This window comes from Streptomyces sp. JK94 (assembly GCF_053613315.1).
The window spans coordinates 49,560-65,034 of record NZ_JBSICH010000017.1 but is presented as its reverse complement, the minus strand read 5'-3'; the positions used below and the strand labels follow the sequence as shown (position 1 = coordinate 65,034).

The 15,475-nt window shown below is 73.8% G+C and carries 15 protein-coding genes; 14 read left to right on the top strand and 1 reads right to left on the bottom strand.

From position 1 onward, the window contains the following. The first annotated feature begins 2 nt into the window (after positions 1 to 2). From ACVV2G_RS17205 to ACVV2G_RS17145, 13 genes are all read left to right on the top strand, one after another. Positions 3 to 809, top strand: coding sequence for an MlaE family ABC transporter permease (locus ACVV2G_RS17205; protein WP_453843578.1), 807 nt, complete (start codon positions 3 to 5; stop codon positions 807 to 809). A gap of 1 nt (position 810) precedes the next feature. After that, positions 811 to 2,064, top strand: a complete 1,254-nt coding sequence (locus tag ACVV2G_RS17200) for an MCE family protein (protein WP_453843577.1) — start codon at positions 811 to 813, stop codon at positions 2,062 to 2,064. After that, on the top strand, positions 2,061 to 3,119 hold the full coding sequence (locus ACVV2G_RS17195) for an MCE family protein (RefSeq protein ID WP_453843576.1): 1,059 nt from the start codon (positions 2,061 to 2,063) through the stop codon (positions 3,117 to 3,119). The genes ACVV2G_RS17200 and ACVV2G_RS17195 overlap by 4 nt, the downstream gene beginning before the upstream one ends. After that, entirely contained in the window at positions 3,116 to 4,210 is a 1,095-nt protein-coding gene (locus ACVV2G_RS17190; protein WP_453843575.1) for an MCE family protein, read from the top strand. The genes ACVV2G_RS17195 and ACVV2G_RS17190 overlap by 4 nt, the downstream gene beginning before the upstream one ends. Beyond that, positions 4,210 to 5,241, top strand: coding sequence for an MCE family protein (locus ACVV2G_RS17185; RefSeq protein WP_453843574.1), 1,032 nt, complete (start codon positions 4,210 to 4,212; stop codon positions 5,239 to 5,241). Before ACVV2G_RS17190 ends, ACVV2G_RS17185 begins: the two co-directional genes overlap by 1 nt. Positions 5,242 to 5,363: 122 nt before the next feature. Then, positions 5,364 to 6,572: an MCE family protein gene (locus ACVV2G_RS17180; RefSeq protein ID WP_453843719.1), complete on the top strand. Its 1,209-nt coding sequence runs from the start codon at positions 5,364 to 5,366 to the stop codon at positions 6,570 to 6,572. Beyond that, on the top strand, positions 6,569 to 7,867 hold the full coding sequence (locus tag ACVV2G_RS17175; RefSeq protein WP_453843572.1) for an MCE family protein: 1,299 nt from the start codon (positions 6,569 to 6,571) through the stop codon (positions 7,865 to 7,867). Before ACVV2G_RS17180 ends, ACVV2G_RS17175 begins: the two co-directional genes overlap by 4 nt. Then, positions 7,864 to 8,382 (top strand): hypothetical protein, encoded by a 519-nt coding sequence (locus ACVV2G_RS17170; RefSeq protein WP_453843571.1) that lies wholly within the window; start codon positions 7,864 to 7,866, stop codon positions 8,380 to 8,382. Before ACVV2G_RS17175 ends, ACVV2G_RS17170 begins: the two co-directional genes overlap by 4 nt. Continuing rightward, on the top strand, positions 8,379 to 9,257 hold the full coding sequence (locus ACVV2G_RS17165; RefSeq protein ID WP_453843570.1) for a hypothetical protein: 879 nt from the start codon (positions 8,379 to 8,381) through the stop codon (positions 9,255 to 9,257). Before ACVV2G_RS17170 ends, ACVV2G_RS17165 begins: the two co-directional genes overlap by 4 nt. Beyond that, positions 9,254 to 9,838: a nuclear transport factor 2 family protein gene (locus tag ACVV2G_RS17160; RefSeq protein WP_453843569.1), complete on the top strand. Its 585-nt coding sequence runs from the start codon at positions 9,254 to 9,256 to the stop codon at positions 9,836 to 9,838. Before ACVV2G_RS17165 ends, ACVV2G_RS17160 begins: the two co-directional genes overlap by 4 nt. A gap of 25 nt (positions 9,839 to 9,863) precedes the next feature. Further along, on the top strand, positions 9,864 to 10,712 hold the full coding sequence (locus ACVV2G_RS17155) for a hypothetical protein (RefSeq protein ID WP_453843568.1): 849 nt from the start codon (positions 9,864 to 9,866) through the stop codon (positions 10,710 to 10,712). A 36-nt stretch (positions 10,713 to 10,748) separates the two neighbouring features. After that, positions 10,749 to 12,002: a lytic transglycosylase domain-containing protein gene (locus ACVV2G_RS17150; RefSeq protein WP_453843567.1), complete on the top strand. Its 1,254-nt coding sequence runs from the start codon at positions 10,749 to 10,751 to the stop codon at positions 12,000 to 12,002. A gap of 315 nt (positions 12,003 to 12,317) precedes the next feature. Continuing rightward, a complete protein-coding gene (locus ACVV2G_RS17145; RefSeq protein WP_453843566.1) occupies positions 12,318 to 12,560 on the top strand; it encodes a DUF6411 family protein in 243 nt (80 codons plus the stop codon). A 46-nt stretch (positions 12,561 to 12,606) separates the two neighbouring features. On the opposite strand, the gene ACVV2G_RS17140 is transcribed toward ACVV2G_RS17145, so the two are convergent. Continuing rightward, on the bottom strand, positions 12,607 to 13,962 hold the full coding sequence (locus tag ACVV2G_RS17140) for a helix-turn-helix domain-containing protein (RefSeq protein ID WP_453843565.1): 1,356 nt from the start codon (positions 13,960 to 13,962) through the stop codon (positions 12,607 to 12,609). A 696-nt stretch (positions 13,963 to 14,658) separates the two neighbouring features. On the opposite strand from ACVV2G_RS17140, the gene ACVV2G_RS17135 reads away from it, so the two are divergent. Then, positions 14,659 to 15,411, top strand: a complete 753-nt coding sequence (locus tag ACVV2G_RS17135; RefSeq protein ID WP_453843564.1) for a PAS domain-containing protein — start codon at positions 14,659 to 14,661, stop codon at positions 15,409 to 15,411. The last annotated feature ends 64 nt before the right edge of the window (positions 15,412 to 15,475 follow it).

Genomic DNA, 15,475 nt, shown 5'->3' with positions numbered 1-15,475 from the left:
CCGTGGCGTCCCCGCTCGTCTGGCTCGACCGCTCCGGCGACCAGCTCCTCTTCTACGTGCGCTCCCTGCTCTGGATCCCGCGCACCCTGCACCGCTACCTCAAGGAGGTGCAGCGGCTGCTGGCCGAGGTCGCCTTCGGCACCGGCGGTCTCGGGGTCGTCGGCGGCACCATCGGCGTGATGATCGCGATGACCCTGTTCACCGGGACCGTCGTGGGACTCCAGGGGTACGCGGCCCTCGACCAGATCGGCACCGCCGCCTTCACCGGGTTCGTCTCCGCGTACTTCAACACCCGCGAGATCGCCCCGCTGGTCGCCGGACTCGCCCTCTCCGCGACCGTCGGTGCCGGCTTCACCGCCCAGCTCGGCGCCATGCGCATCAACGAGGAGGTCGACGCCCTAGAAGGCATGGGCATCCGCTCCCTGCCCTACCTGGTCACCACCCGCATCATCGCCGGCGTCGTCGCCATCATCCCGCTCTACGCGATCGGGCTGCTCTCCTCCTACCTGGCCTCCCGCTACGTCACCGTCCTCTTCAACGGCCAGTCCCGGGGCACGTACGACCACTACTTCAACCTCTTCCTCTCACCCACGGACGTGCTGCTCTCCGTCCTGAAGGTGCTGATCTTCAGCGTGATGGTGATCGTCGCCCACTGCTACTACGGCTACCGGGCCTCCGGCGGCCCGGCCGGGGTCGGCGTCGCCGTCGGCCGGTCGGTGCGCAACGCCATCGTGCTGATCAGCGTCACCGACTTCTTCCTGTCGCTGGCCCTGTGGGGCGCCACCACGACCGTGAAGGTGGCGGGGTGACATGAGCGGTGCACGAGGCGCGACCGTACGCCGCCGGCTCGCCGGAGTGGTCTTCCTGGTGGTCCCCGCCCTGCTGGTGTGGCTCGCGGTCGCCGTCTACGACAAACGGTTCACCGACTCCGACCCGGTGGTCGTGGAGACCGGCAGCGTCGGCAACGAGATGCACCTGGGCGCGGAGGTGAAGCTGCGCGGCGTCGTCGTCGGCGAGGTCCGCGAGATCGACGCCACCCACGACGGCGCCCGGCTCACCCTCGCCCTGCGGCCCGGCGCCCGCGCCGACATCCCGGCCGACGTGCGGGCCCAGATGCTGCCCACCACCCTGTTCGGCGAGCGCTTCGTCGCCCTGGTCCCGCCGGCCTCGTCGTCCGCGCAGCCGCTGGCCGCCGGCGCCGTCATCCCGCAGGACCGCTCCGCCAGCGCCGTCGAACTGCAGGAAGTGCTGGACAACGTGCTGCCCATGCTCACCGCCGTCCAGCCGCAGAAGCTCTCCGCCACCCTCTCCGCCGTCTCCCAGGCCCTGGAGGGGCGCGGTGACCGTCTCGGCGACACGCTCACCCTCCTCGACTCCCACCTGCGCGAGTTCAACCCCCAACTGCCCACGCTCAACCGCGACCTGAGGGAACTCGTGAAGGTCAGCCACGTCTACGCCGACAGCGCCCCCGAGATCCTCACGGCCCTCACCGACTTCACCACCACCAGCGGCACCCTGGCGGAGAAGAAGAGCGAGTTGGCCGGCACCCTCGGCGCCACCACCCGGACGGCCGAGGACATGACCGCCTTCCTGCGGCAGAACGAGGACACCATCATCCGGCTCTCCGCCTCCTCCCGGCCCACCCTGGAACTGCTCGCCGAGTACTCCGCGGCCTTCCCCTGCACCCTGCGCACCCTCGCCGACTTCGTGCCGGCCATGGACGAGGCCCTCGGCAAGGGCACCGACCGGCCCGGTCTGCGCGTCGACGTCACCACCGTGCCGTCCCGAGGCGCCTACCGCCCCGGCAGCGACACCCCCTCCTACGGTGCCGGCGGCGGCCCCCGCTGCTACCCCGTGCCCTACCTCGGCGTCTCCGCGAAACCGGCCGTACAGGTGCCCGCGGCGGCCGGGCAGGACCTCGGGCCCGCCAACTCCCCGCAGGAGAACGACCTCGTCAACGAACTCCTCGCACCCGCCACCGGCAAGGACCCCACCGACCTCCCCGAGTGGAGCAGCCTCCTGGCGGGCCCGGCGCTGCGCGGCACGGAGGTGACTCTGCGATGACGTCCCGGCGCGCCGCCCACACCCGGCGCCGTCCGCTGACCGGACCGGTGCTCAAGTCCCTCGCCTTCCTGGTGGTCACCGCGCTGGCCACGACCGTCCTCGGGCTGAGCGTCTCCGGCACCGGCGTCGGTGACGACAGCCTCTCCTACAAGGCGTTGTTCACCGACGTCACCGGAGTCACCGACGGCGACAGCGTGCGGATCTCGGGGGTCGAGGTCGGCGAGGTCACCGACGTCCGTGTCGTCGACCGGCGCACCGCCCAGGTCACCTTCACCGTCCGCGACGACCGCACCCTGCCCGCGTCGACCACCGCCGCGGTGAAGTACCTCAACATGGTCGGACAGCGCTACATCGCCCTGGAACGCGGCAGCGGCGACCTCACCGGCGCCCTCGACGCCGGCGACACCATCCCGCTCGACCGGACCGCCCCCGCGCTCGACCTGACCCTGCTCTTCAACGGCTTCAAGCCGCTCTTCGAAGGCCTCTCCCCGAAGGACGTCAACGAACTCGCCGGCTCCATCGTCCAGGTCCTCCAGGGCGAGGGCGGCACCGTCGACAGCCTCGTCCGGCACATCGGCTCCGTGAGCACGACGGTCGCCGCCAAGGACGAGGTCATCGGCGAGGTGGTGGAGAACCTCAACACGGTCCTGACCACCCTCAACGACCGCGAGAGCGACTTCGACAACCTCGTGGACACCCTCCAGAAGCTCGTCACCGGCTTCAACGACGACCGCGAGCCCCTGGGCAAGGCCGTCGTGGCCATGGGCGACCTGACCACCGTGACCGCCGACCTCCTCGAAGAAGGACGCGCGCCCCTGAAGCAGGACATCCGCGAGCTGGGCCGGCTCTCGGACAACCTCGGCGACGCCACCCCGCAGATCGAGGACTTCCTCGCCCGCACCCCCGCCAAGCTGACCGCCCTGGGCCGCCTGTCCTCCTACGGCTCCTGGTTCAACCTCTACCTCTGCGAGGCCCGCGTGGACGGCGTCACCACCTCCACCGGCGCGAAGCCGCCGACCGGCATCGCGGTCACCGAAGCGAGGTGCGGGGCATGAGCCTGCTGCTGCGGCCCGAACGCCGCGCCACCCCCGCGCCCCGCCGCTCCCGCCCGCCGCGCCTGAAGCCGGTCAAGGACCGCAACCCGGTCGCCGTGGCCCTGGTCGGCCTGCTCCTGCTGGCCCTGCTCACCGTCCTCGCCTACCACGCCGACCGGTTCTCCCTCACCGGCGGCGGCACCACCTACAGCGCCGACTTCTCCGAGGCGGCGGGACTGGACGAGGGCGACGAGGTGCGCGTCGCCGGCGTCAAGGTCGGTGAGGTCACCGCGGTCGCCCTCGACGGCGACCGGGTCAAGGTCACCTTCGAGGTCGAGGGCGCCTGGATCGGGGACCGGACCACCGCGGCCATCGCCATCAAGACCCTGCTCGGCGACAAGTACCTGGCCCTCGACCCGCTCGGCACCGCCGAACAGGACCCCGGCAACCGCATCCCGCGGTCCCGGACCACGTCGCCGTACGACGTCACCCAGGCGTTCCAGGATCTCGGCTCCACCGTCGACGCCATCGACACCCAGCGACTCGCCGAGAGCTTCGAGACGATCACGGAGACCTTCGAGAACTCCCCGCCGCACGTCCGCAAGGCCGCCACCGGGCTGTCCGACCTGTCGCGCTCCGTCTCCAAGCGGGACCGCGAACTGTCGGAGCTGCTCAAGGGCAGTGCCCGGTTCACCCGGACGCTGAAGGACAAGAAGTCCAGCTTCGAGACCCTCATCGAGGACGCCGGGCCGCTGCTCGGCGAACTCCAGGACCGGCGGGACGCCATCACCGCCCTGCTGGAGGGCAGCCGCGACCTGGGCACCGAACTGACCGGCGTGGTGGGCGACAACGAGAAGCAGCTCGGTCCCACCCTGAAGGCCCTCGGCCGCGTCACCACCGTCCTGGAGGAGAACAGCGGCCAGCTGGACCGCATGCTCGCCCTGGTCGGCCCCTACTACCGCCTGGTCGGCAATACCCTCGGCAGCGGCCGCTGGTTCGACAGCTACCTCTGCGGGGTGGTGCCCCGCGACTACCTGCCCGCGCAGTCCCGACCCGAGACGTCCTGCATGCCGCCCAAGCAGCCGGCGGCGGCCCGGGGGAGCGGTGAGTGATGAGCAAACGCAGAAGACTCCTCGCGACCGCGGTCGCCCTCGCCGTGGTCGCCGCCGGACTCGCCGCGGTGCGCGCCCTGGACTCCTCCGGCACCCGCATCACCGCCTACTTCGACCGCGCCGTCGGCATCTACGCCGGCTCGGACCTGCGCGTCCTCGGCGTCCGGGTGGGCGAGGTGGAGTCGGTCCACCCCCAGGGCACGCGGGTACGGGTCGACCTGGCCCTGGACGAGGGCGTACGCGTACCGAAGTCGGCGCGCGCCCTGGTGGTCGCGCCCAGCGTCGTCGCCGACCGCTACGTCCAGCTCACCCCCGCCTACCGCTCCGGAGCCGCCCTCGCCGACGGCGCCGTGCTGCCCGCCTCCCGCAACCGCACCCCGGTCGAGATCGACCAGCTCTACGCCTCGATCACCGAACTCGGCGAGGCACTCGGGCCGGACGGGGCCAACTCCTCCGGAGCCCTGTCCGACCTGCTGAGGACCGGCGCCGCCAATCTCGACGGCAACGGTGAGGCCATCGGCGAGGGCATCGAGGAGTTCGGGAAGGCCATCAGGACCCTGGACGGCTCCAGCGACGACCTGTTCGCGACCCTCGGCAGCCTGCAGACCTTCACCACCATGCTCAAGGACAAGGACACCGACGTACGCACCGCCCAGGAGCGGCTGGACACCGTCGTCGGCTACTTCGCCGACAACAAGGACGACCTCGCGGGCGCGCTGGAGGAACTCGGCACCGCCCTCGGCCAGGTGAAGACCTTCATCGAGGACAACCGGGGCGAGCTGAAGGAGAACGTGGAACGGCTCGTTCCGATCACCGAGACCCTGGTCCGCCGGCGCGCCTCACTGGCCGAGGCGCTGGACGTCTCACCCCTGGCCGCGGACAACCTCGTCGGCGCCTACGACGTGGACACCGGCAGGATCGACGGCCGCGCCAACCTCAACGAGATCAGCATGGGCGGCCCGCTGCTGCCCCTGCCGGCGACCGGCGGCTCCGCGGCCTCGGCACCGGCCTCGAGGGAGGGGGAGCGGTGAAGCGCGTGGTGGGGCGCCGGGGAAGGCCGTCCGACCCGGTGGACGCGACGGTGGCGGACCAGGTGGAGACCGCCGAGGCGGACCGCGTCGAGGCCCCGCACGGCACGGTACGGCGGCGTGCGCTGACCACCGGCGCCGTCACCGGCGTGGGGATCGGCGGACTCCTCGCCCTCGGCCTCGGCTTCGCGCTCGCCCTCGGCGCGTTCTCCGTCACCGCCCCGCGCTTCCACGGCATCGAGGACCTGCCCCTGCCGGGCGGCGCCGACCTCGGCTCCCACCCGTACACCGTCACCGCCGAACTGGACGACGCCCTCAGCCTGGTGCCGCAGGCCGCGGTCAAGGTCAACGACGTCGCCGTCGGCCGGGTCACCGCCATCCGCCTCGACGGCGACGCGTGGTCGGCCCGCGTCACCATGGAGATCAACGGCGACGTCCGGCTGCCCCGTGACGCCGGCGCCCGCCTGGAACAGTCCAGCCTGCTCGGCGAGAAGTACATCCAGCTCGTCGCGCCCGCCGGGCGGGCAGACGGGGAGCGCCTCGGGGACGGCGGGGTCATCCCGCTCTCCCGCACGGGCCGCAACACCGAGGTCGAGGAGGTGTTCGGAGCGCTGTCCCTGCTGCTGAACGGCGGTGGCGTCAACCAGCTCAAGACCATCACGCAGGAACTCAACAAGGCCCTCGGCGGACGCGAACCCGAGGTCCGTTCGATGCTGAAGCGGGTCGAGGAACTCGTGGCGAACCTCGACGACCACCGCGGTGACATCACCGACGCCCTCGACGGCGTCAACCGGCTCGCCGCGACCCTCGCCGGCCGCAAGGACGACGTCCGCACCGTCCTGACCGACCTGTCGCCCGGCATGAAGACCCTGCACGAACAGCGTGGCTCCCTGCTGACCATGCTGCGCTCCCTGGACACGCTGTCCGGCGTCGCCGTCTCCACCGTCGAAGCGAGCAAGGACGACATGGTCGCCGACCTCAAAGCCATCGCCCCCACCCTGAAGGCCCTCGCCGACGCGGGGACCGACCTGCCGGACTCCCTCCAGGTGCTGCTCACCTACCCCTTCACCGACGAGGTGCTCAACGGCGTCAAGGGCGACTACCTCAACGTGTACCTGAACATGGCCGCCGCCCCGGGCACGCAGGTGATCCCGCCCCTGGTGCCGCAGGCCACCCCCTCGCCCACCGCCACGGTGCAGAGCGAGCCGAACACCGCACGCGGGAAGCGTTCGGGCAGCGGCGCCGGCGCCACGGCCTCCCCGTCGGCACCGCTGCCCCTGCCCTCCGTACCGACACCCGCCGGCCACTCCGGGGACGGAGGCGCACAGGGATGATCACCCTCGCCGTACGCCTGAAGAACCTCGCCTTCCTCGTCATCGCCGTCCTCGTCCTCGGCTTCCTCGGCATCCGCTACGCGGACCTCGGCCGGTACGTCGGCGTCGCCGACTACTACACGGTGAAGGTCGAACTCCCGCACACCGGAGGACTGTTCACCCACTCCGACGTCACCTACCGAGGCGTTTCGGTGGGCCGGGTCGGCCCGATCGAACTCACCGCGGACGGAGTGGTGGCGCAGCTGCGCATCAAGAAGTCCGCCCCCCGCATCCCCGCCGACACGCGGGCCGTGGTGGCCGGGCTCTCCGCGGTCGGCGAGCAGTACATCGACCTGCGGCCCGAGAGCGACGCGGGTCCCCACCTCGCCGACGGCAACCGGATCGAGCTGCCCGACACCGAGGTGCCCGCGCCCGTCACCGACGTCCTCACCAGCGTGAACGACCTCACCCGGTCGGTGCCGCTGGAGGACCTGCGCACGGTCGTCGACGAGTTCGGCATGGCCTTCGAGGGCCACGGCGACGACCTGCAGGTGCTGCTGGACAACGGCAGCGCCTTCATCGAGGCCGCCGACCGCAACCTGCCCACCACCACCCGTCTGCTCACCGACGGCGAGACCGTGCTGCGCACCCAGGCCGAGGAGGCGCAGGCCATCCGGGGCTTCGCCGAGGGTGCCACGGAACTCGCCGCCGCCCTCAAGGGCTCCGATGCCGACCTGCGGCGGCTCCTGACCGTGACGCCGGACGCCGCCACCCAGGTCAGCGGGCTGCTGCGGGACCTCGACCCCAGCCTGGGCGTCGTCCTCGCCAACCTCCTCACCACCTCCGAGGTCGCCGTCACCCGTCAGCGCGGCATCGAGGAACTCCTCGTGACGTACCCGGCGGCCGTCTCGGCCGGCGCCACCTCCGTCGACGGAGGAACGATGAATCTGGGCCTGGCCGTCACCTTCTTCAAGCCCCTGCCCTGCACCGACGGCTACGGCGGTACCCGGTACCGCACCGGGCTGGACCTCGGCACCGCCCCCGCCCTCAACACCGGCGCCTCCTGCACGGCGCCGGCCGCGAGCGGCGTCAACGTACGCGGCTCCGCCAACGCCCCCCGGGGCGGCGCGGTGCCCGACCCGGCCAAGCCCGGCTCCCTGCCGTCGGGCAGCACGGCCAGCACGGGGAGTACCGCGCCGGCCCCGTCGGGCACCGCCGCGTCCCTGCCGGGCGCGCTGGCCCTGCCGGGCACGGGCGGCACCGGGGTCACCGGCCTGCCGGGGCTGCTCGGCGCGGACCCGGAGGCCGTCCGATGAGGCGGGCGCGCGTCCTCACCGGGGCGGGAGTGGCACTGGCGCTGGCCTTCTGCGGCACCGGGGCGTGGACGTACGCCGAGGCCCGGGGCGACGACTCCCTCGCGTACGGCCGTGAACGCGACGAGGCGCTGGCCGACGGGCGCGAGCGGCTCACCGTCCTCAACACCCTCGACGCCTCGTCCCGCGAGCGGGCGCGTGCGGGTATCCGGGAGTGGCGCGCCGCCTCGACCGGCCCGCTCAGGGAGGAACTGGGCGGCACCGTTGCCGAGAAGGGCGCTTCGGCGCGGGGCACGGTCACCGAGGCAGCGCTCACGGCGCTGGACACGCGCGCGGGCACCGCCAAGCTCATCGCCACCGTACGCGTCGAGGTCACGCCCGCCGGGGCGAAGAGGCCGACCACGGACCGCAAGCGCCTGGAGGCGGTTCTGGCCCGCACGGGAGAGGGCGGGTGGAAGGTCAGGGCACTGAGCGCGGTACCGCTCGCGCGGACGGCGGAGGAGGACGAGGGCCGATGACACGGCTGCTGCACCTCGGACGGTCCCGGGACCGGACCGGCCCGGGCGACGGGACGGAGGGCGGGACGGCCGCCGGCCAGGACGGGGGCGGCGCGGAGCCCGGCACGGACGGGAGGCCCGACGCCGGTACGCCGTCCGACACCGATGCCGACGCCGGCGCACCGTCCGAGCCGGGCGGGCCTTCCCCCGCGGGTACGCGGCCCGGTGCCGAGGCGCAGCCCGAGCCCGAGCCCGAGCCCGACACCGAGCCACGCCCCGAGCCCGGCTCCCAGGCCGAGCCCCGCGCCGACGGTGCGGACGCCGAGCCCGGCCAGGAGGTCCGGCAGGAGGAGGCGTCGCAGGCTCCTGGGAGCGTTCGCGGCGGGCGGCGTTCGCGCGTGCTCGTCCGGCGCCTCGTCCCCGCGGTGAGCGCCGCGCTGCTCGTCCTCGCCGGCTGCGGCCTCTTCCACGGCGCCCAGCAGCTGAGGTCCACCCCGTCCGCCGAGAACCGTGCGCTGACCGACGCCGAGGCGACCACCCGCGTCGCCGGCGACGTGGGCAACGCCCTCGCCCGCGTCTTCTCGTACACGCCGGACGGACTGGACACCACCGAGCGGGCGGCCAGGTCCGTCCTCGCGGGGCGGGCGGAACGCCAGTACACGGAGCTGATGGGCCGGATCCGCGCGGATCTCGCCGAGCAGCGCGTCACGCTGAGCACCCAGGCCGTACGCACCGGGGTGGTCGAACTCGACGGCGACAGCGCGCGGTTGCTGGTCTTCCTGGACCAGATCTCACACCGGGGCAAGGACGGGACCACCACCGCGGCGGCCCAGCTCACGGTGACGGCGCGATGGGAGAGGGACCAGTGGCGGATCGTCGACATCAGGACCCGATGAACGGGCGCGGGGAGAGGGGAACACGCGTGGAACGCGGAACCGGCGGACCGGCCCGGCCGAGGGCGCTGCCCGTCCCGGCCCTCGCCCTCGCCCTCGTCCTCGCGCTGATCGCGGGCGGCTTCGCCGCGTGGGCGGGCTGGGACTGGTACGACGCGGCCCACGACGACACCGTGGGCTACGCCGAGCAGCGCGACGCGGCCCTCGCCGCCGGTGAACAGGCCGTGCAGAACCTCAACACCCTCGACCACCGCAGCGTCGACCGCGGTCTGGACCTCTGGGAGTCCTCCACCACCGGGGAGCTGCACGAGCAACTGGTCTCCGGGCGGGACGAGTTCGTCACCCAGGTGAAGACCGCCAAGACCGTGACCACGGCGAAGGTGCTCTCCGGCGCGCTCACCGAACTCGACGACCGGGCCGGCCGGGCCCGGGTGCTGGTCGCTCTGCGGGTGACGGTGAAGGCGCCCGGCGACGCGCGTACCGACAAGGACAGCCGCATGCTCGGCGAACTGACCCGCACCGACGGCCACTGGAAGCTCAGCGCCCTGGGCCAGGCTCCGGTCGGCGGCACGTCGGCCGGCTGACCGGCGCAGGAGAGGACGACACACGATGCCGACGACCCGCCACCACCTCAACAACCTACGCCGCCGACAGGCCCGCGAGGCCCTGCGCACCCCCGCCGCCGCCGACGCCTTGCGGGCGGGCGAAACCCTGCGCACCCCGGCCGCCACCGACGGCCCCCGGGGCCGCGCGGTCCCGCCCGCCCCGGTGACCACCGACGCCACCGGGGGACGCGGGGAACCCCGCGACCGGCCTCGACCCACGCGCACCCGGCGCACCGCGCCCGGCACGGCGGCGGCCTCCCGGCAGACCCGCCCCGCGCCCGGCGAGGACACGGAGCAACCGCACGGAACGACCCGGCGCCCACCCGGGCCACGACGCCGTGCACTCGTCGCCCTCTGCCTGTCGACCCTCGTCCTCGGGGGCTTCGCCGGCTGGGCCCACGCCCGCGCCGAAGCCCTCCGCGACACTCCGGCCGCCCGCAACACGGCCCTGTCCGACACCGCCCGCACCAGCGAGATCAAGGGCCAGTCGACCAAGGCCGTCGCGGCGCTCTTCTCGTACGACCACGCGCACCCCGACGCCCTCGACAAGGCCGCGAAGGAGTGGCTGACGGGACGCGCCGCCGCCCAGCACCGGGAGCTGTTCGGCGACATCCGCACGCAGGCCGACCGGCAGAAGGCGGTGATCACCACCACGGTCACCGACAGCGCGGTCGAGCGCCTCGACGGCGACCGGGCCCGCCTCCTGGTCTACGCCGACCAGAGCAGCGTGAGCACCGCCGGCGACAAGAAGGCGGAGGACGACGGCGCCTACGCCGGGGCGATGTTCGCCGTCGACGTCGAGCGGCGCGAGGGCCGCTGGCTCGTCTCGGGCATCGACACCTTCGGCCGCTGAACCCCCACGCGCCTCACCACCAGGGAGTGACGGACCATGCCCCAACACCGCGCCCGACGCGTGCCCGCCCGGACCCGGCAGGGTCTGCGGGCCACCGCCATCGCCGTGACCGCGGTGGCGGCGCTCACCGCCTCCCAGGCACCCGGCCTTCCCCGGCAGGAGAGCGTCCGCAAGGCCGCCGACGGCCGCCCCGCGCCGGCTGCGGACCTCCCGTACGCCGAACTCGCCCCACCCGACGACGGCTCGTACCACACCGAACTGCCGCCGCTGGTCTCCCCGGACATCCCGCCGCGCCCCGCGCAGGCCGCCCGGGTGCGTGCCCAGGCAGGCATCCCGGGCACCGTGCTGCGCGCCTACCGAGCCGCGGAGAAGTCCGTCGACCGGACGGACCCGGGGTGCGCGCTGCCCTGGGAACTGCTCGCCGCCATCGGCAAGGTGGAGTCCGGGCAGGCGCGCGGCGGGGCGGTCGACCGGCACGGCACCACGCTCGGCCGGATCACGGGCCCCGCGCTCGACGGCCGGAACTTCGCCCTGATCCCGGACAGCGACGGCGGCGCCCACGACGGTGACACGGTGTACGACCGGGCGGTGGGGCCGATGCAGTTCCTGCCGTCGACGTGGGCGCGCTGGGGCGCGGACGGCAACGGCGACGGCCGCGCGGACCCCAACAACATCTTCGACGCGGCACTGGCCGCCGGGCACTACCTGTGCGCCGGGGACCGGAACCTGAGCCGGGCCGCCGACCTCGACCGGGCGGTCCTCAGCTACAACCACTCGCGTTCCTACCTCGAACTGGTCCGCCACTGGTTCGACTTCTACCGCGGCGGCGTGCACACCGTGCCCGACGGCAAGGGCGTCATCCCCGCATCCCCCGGAGCCGGCGGCCCCACCCCGGCGACGGAGCCGGTCGACGAGGACGGCCACGAGGGAACCGGCGGCCGGGGCGGTGGCGCCGATGACGGCATCGTCGTCGGGCCCGACCCCGGCACGCCCACTCCGTCCCCCTCTCCCTCCCGCCCGGTACCGCCCTCCCCGTCGTCCTGGCCGCCGTCCCCGTCCCCGTCCGCGACGAGACCCGGACCGTCCCCGTCACCGGATCCCACGCCGTCCGACTCCCCGACGCAGGAGCCCTCACCCACCCCGGCCCCCACCGGGACGCCCACCCCGGCCCCCGGCCCGTCGACCCCGCAGGACTGCCCCACCGACCCGGCGAGCCCCTCCCCGGACACCGGCGCGTCACCCACCGCCGGCCCGGCCGCCGAGGGGGAGGAGCCGCCCTGCCCGGCCTGAGCGAGCCGGTCCCGACGACCAGGTCGTGCCCCACCCGGACTCGGCCCACTGCCGGCCGGACTCCTGAGGAACAGCCCCCGAAGCCGTACGACGGGCTCCCGCACGGCATGCCGTCGACCCACCGGGAGGTCCGCAACCCCGGCCTCCTGGAGTCCGCGGGGCCGTAGCCGCTACCGAGGGCGGCGGCCCCGCCGGCGGAGGCCGCACCCCGCTCCCCGCATGCGGTGTCCCGCCCCGGGCCTGATCACGCGAGAAGCGGGCACGTGGGATCCACGGATTCCAACCGGTACGGCTCTCACCTCCCAGGAGGCTCGCATGATGGTTGTCGGCATCATCGCCGTTTGCGTGGTCATCGCTGCCCTCGCCTTTCTCGTCCCCCGTCTCTCCCGGCACCCGCAGAACGGAGCGCAGCGCTCCCTCGGTGTCGGTTCCCGGGCCGGCTCCAAGGCTCCGGGACTGCTCGGACGCCTCTTCAGCAAGCCCTTCCGTTCCAGCTCCCGCGCGGTCGGCCGCAGCGGCTCGGCGGGCCGGCGGGCTCGCGGGAAGCTGCCGTTCTGACGCCCGTCCGTACCGCGGCTCCGGTACCGGTGGGGGAGGGGCTCCGTCACCGCCGGCCGGTGCCGCCGCTCTCGCGGCGCCGTCCGGGGCCCTTCCGCTGCGGCGTCCCGTCCGTGCCCGGTGGGAGACCGGCGGCACCGCGCGACCCGACCTCCACGGCGTCGGCGTCGACGCCCCGCTCCGCGCGGGCGTCGGCCAGGGCCGTGGCCAGCGCCTGCCAGACATGGGCCGCCAGGTCGTGGTTCCTGGACTCCGTCGCCTCCCGTCCGAGCCGTCGCAGCACGGTGATGCCCTCGTCCACGTGGCCCGCCAGGATCGTCAGCCGGCCGTCGAGGACCGACAGCCGCACCCGGTCGCGGTAGGAGAGACGCAGGTCCTCCTCGGACAGCAGGGCCTCACCGAGCGCACGGGCCTCGTCCAACCGGCCCCGGTGGAAGGCGAGATGAGCCTGGAGCGCCCGCAACTCCTGGAGCTGCAGAGGGGTGCCGATCAGGCCGACGACGGAGGCGGCCTCGTCCAGCCAGCGCTCGGCGTCGGCCACCCGGGGCGGTGACATCTGCAGCGCGGCGGCGGTGGCCGCGGCCCGCAGCCGGGTCCACAGCACCAGGTCGTCCCCGCCCTGGAGCAGGCGCAGAGCCCTGTCCAGCCGGGCGCGCGCGGCCGCGTCGTCGCCCTGGCGGTTGCTGACCACCGCGGCCGTCCACAACGCCTCCGCCGCCTGCGCGGGCGTGGCCCCGGGCACCAGATCCCGCTCCAGTTCGTCGACGTGCCGGCCGGCCGCCTCCAGCCTGCCGAGTTCCGTCTCGACGCTGATCAGCACCATCAGGGCGGCCAGGGTGTCGGACACGGACAGATCGTCGGCGCGGGCGATGGCCAGCGCCTCGAGGGCCACCGGTTCCGCCGTGTGCATGTCTCCCAGCGCGCGGGTGCAGCGGGCGTACCGGACGCGCGACCTGGCCCTGAGTTCCGGTGACTGCAACAGGTCGCTCAGGGCGATGAGTTCCCGCAGCCGCTCGCCCTCCAGTTCATGGTCGCCGTCGCGGCCGGCGGCGTGGCTCAGCAGCCACAGCGCCTGCCAGCGGGCGGCGGGGTCCTCGCCCGTGTCCTCCTCGACCGCGCGGCTGAGGGCCGCCGTGTCGTCCAGACCGGGCGGTGCCGAGGCGACGGCGGCCAGCACCCCGGTCAGGGACCTGTCGTCCGAGGGCCCGGCCAGGGCGGACACCTCGACGCCGAGCCGGTGGGCGAGATAGGACACGGCGCGCTCGGTGGGGCGCCGTTCGCCCGACTCCAGGCGGGACAGGTATCCCGTCGACATGCCTTCACCGACCAGGCGGGCCTGGCTCAGGCCCCGTGCCAGCCGGAGCCTCTTCAGCCGACGGCCGAAATGCGGCTGCTCGAGCATCTCCCCCCTCTGGTTCCGTGGCGCGATCGGCAACGCCTCGCCGGTCCCGGCCTGCCCGGTCGGGCGCGTGGAGTTGCCAACACTGTACGAAGCGCGGCAAGCGCCGACAAGCTGCGCCGACAAGCTCTCGGATACTGGTCGGCCGCTCCCTCCGGGGCCGGCCCGGCGCCACGGAACGGTTTGAACCGGGGGTCCGCGCTGCCCGAAATCGGCCCGATTGCAAAGGAGTTGCCAGATCGCCGAGGCCATCTGGCAAACCCTTGCCACGCGGGTTGCCGCCCCTTAGTCTCGCAGGTGCCCCCTGATGCGATCCCCCTCGTCTCGTGGAGGTTCTTCGTGCTGCACATGTCCCGGCAGGGCTCCTCGCACCGGCCGACCGCTCGGTCGGCCGGTCCGCCCGGAGGCTCTCGGCCCGGATCGAACACTGAGATCGAATGGCCTTGACAACGTTATCCACGTCATCCAGGTGCCGACCGCCTCGGTACCGGCCGTTCAGTTCCCTCTGGCCCCACCCGGGAGACCGGCGTCCGCCGCCGGCCGGCCCGGAGCGACGCGGAACACCCGGCCCGGCCGCCGACCAGGTGGCACGTGCCGTCGCCGGGCGCCGGGCCACATCCAGGCCCGGCGCATCGGCCCGCTCCGCGCTCGCCGACCCTTCCCAGCTCCCCCACGCGCAGGAAGAAGGACGGTACGTCCGTGGCGACCACGAGTTTCCCCGACGCCTCGCTCCACAAGAAGAGGGCCGCCGCCCCGGCCGCCCGCGCCCGCCGCGCCCCGGCCGGGAGGGGCGTGCACCGCGATGCCGCCTCGGCGGCCGTCCGCGCAGCCCGTGTCTCCCCCGGTGATCCGGTCGTCACGGCCGCGGAACCCGCATTCGCCCGGCCATTCGGCCTCAGTGCCGAGGAAATAAGCGGGCGCCGATTTCTCGACCTGCTCGGTGCGCCCGTTCCCGCGCGGTTGCGGGAACACTTCGCCGCCCTCTTCTCGGGGCGTTGTCGGCGATTTACGGAAACGGTGACCTGCCGGGACGGCGACGGCCGGAAATTCCAGGCGGAAGTCACCGGAGTCCGCGTCAGAAAACCCTCGGGCGACGCCGTCGACGCCGTCCTCCTGCTGCGCCGGTCGGGCAAGGCGCAGCGGGGAGACGGCCCGCCCCGGGCCGGCGACGCGCGCGGGACGCGGCAGGGCGCCCCGGAGGCGGCCGGCCACGGGCCCGTACTCAGCGCCCTCGACGCGCAGGTGCTGGAAGGAGTCGCGAGTGGCGAGTCCACGGTGCAGTTGGCCTCCCGTCTCTATCTGAGCCGTCAGGGAATCGAGTACCGCGTCGGGCAGATGCTGCGGAGGTTCGACGCGCCCAACCGCCCCGCCCTGGTGGCGCGCGCGCACGCGTTCGGGTTGTTCGCCGCCGGCCAGTGGCCTCCGCGCGTCCTGCCGGAACACGTGCGGTAGCGCGGACGGGGCCCGCCGGAACCCCGGCTGGCCGTGTCGGTGACGCACCGTCACGGCCACCCGG